This window comes from Mycobacterium sp. TH-M82, from assembly GCF_057473605.1.
In genome coordinates, this window is the sequence record NZ_JBYCKY010000059.1 from 1 (window position 1) to 1245 (window position 1245).

The 1245-nt window shown below is 68.0% G+C and carries 2 protein-coding genes; both read left to right on the forward strand.

The window, feature by feature from the left end:
* A partial coding sequence (locus AC2VON_RS01845; protein ID WP_486951409.1) for a WS/DGAT domain-containing protein occupies window positions 1–508 on the forward strand: 508 nt, incomplete at its 5' end.
* Between the two features lie 59 nt (window positions 509–567).
* A partial coding sequence (locus AC2VON_RS01850; RefSeq protein WP_486951410.1) for an alpha/beta fold hydrolase occupies window positions 568–1245 on the forward strand: 678 nt, incomplete at its 3' end.

The window sequence follows — 1245 nt, forward strand, 5'->3', positions numbered from 1 at the left end:
GGTCCCGGTTTCGGTGCACGGCAAGTCCGATCGCCCCGGGCGCAACCAGGTATCCGGGATGTTCGCTTCCCTGCAAACCCAGATCGCCGATCCGGGGGAGCGTCTGCGGGCCATCGCCGCAGCGAATTCTCTTGCCAAAGAGCATACTTCGGCGATCTCAGCGACACTGCTGCAGGACTGGACGCAGTTCGCCGCACCCGCGGTGTTCGGCGCCGCGATGCGGCTCTACGCCAAGACCCGGCTGGCCAGCAGTCGCCCGGTGTACAACCTGGTGGTGTCCAACGTGCCGGGCCCGCAGATTCCGCTGTACTTCCTGGGCGGCCGGATCACCGCGATGTACCCGCTGGGGCCGCTTTTTCACGGCTCGGGTTTGAACATCACGGTGATATCACTGGACGGCAAACTGGACGTCGGGCTGATCGCGTGCCCCGAGCTGCTGGGCGACCTGTGGGAGTTAGCCGACGATTTCGGCGCTGGGATGAAGGAACTGCTGACGCTCGTCCCGTGACCCGCCGGGTGCGCCGGGTAGCGGGGTGTGCGAGTCAGCGCATGGCAGCAGGTGGTGTCATGAGTCCGCGCGCAACCCTGGCCTGCACGGCGGCCATGGTCACGCTCGCGGCAGCGCTCACCGCCGGCGGTTGCGCGCGGCTGACCGAGGGCCGCGCCGTGTTGCCGTCGGCGAGGATCGGGCAGCCGCTGCAGTGGGAGAAGTGCCGATTCACCGCTGACACCACCGCCAAGGTCGCCGACGACGCCCGATGCGGGTACGTCGCGGTGCCCGTGGACTACAACCATCTGGACGGCTCCGATGTCAGCGTCGCGCAGCTGGCGATCATCCGGTTCCCGGCCACCAAAAACAAGGTCGGGTCGCTGGTGATCAACCCGGGCGGGCCGGGTGAGTCCGGAATCGAAGCGGCGGCGGGCCTCATCGCGACGCTGCCGAGCCGTATCCGGGAACGGTTCGACCTGGTCGGCTTCGACCCGCGCGGGGTGGCATCGTCGCGACCGGCGGTCTGGTGCAACTCCGACGGCGACAACGACCGACTGCGCACCCTGCCGCAGGTCGATTACAGCCCAGCGGGCGTGGAGCGCATCGAGGACGAGACCAAGGCCTACATCGGCCGCTGTGTCGACAAGAGCGGCAAGGAATTCCTGGCCAACGTCGGCACCGTCAACGTCGCCCGGGACTTGGACGCCATCCGGGCCGCGGTGGGTGACGAGAAGCTGACCTACCTGGGCTACTCC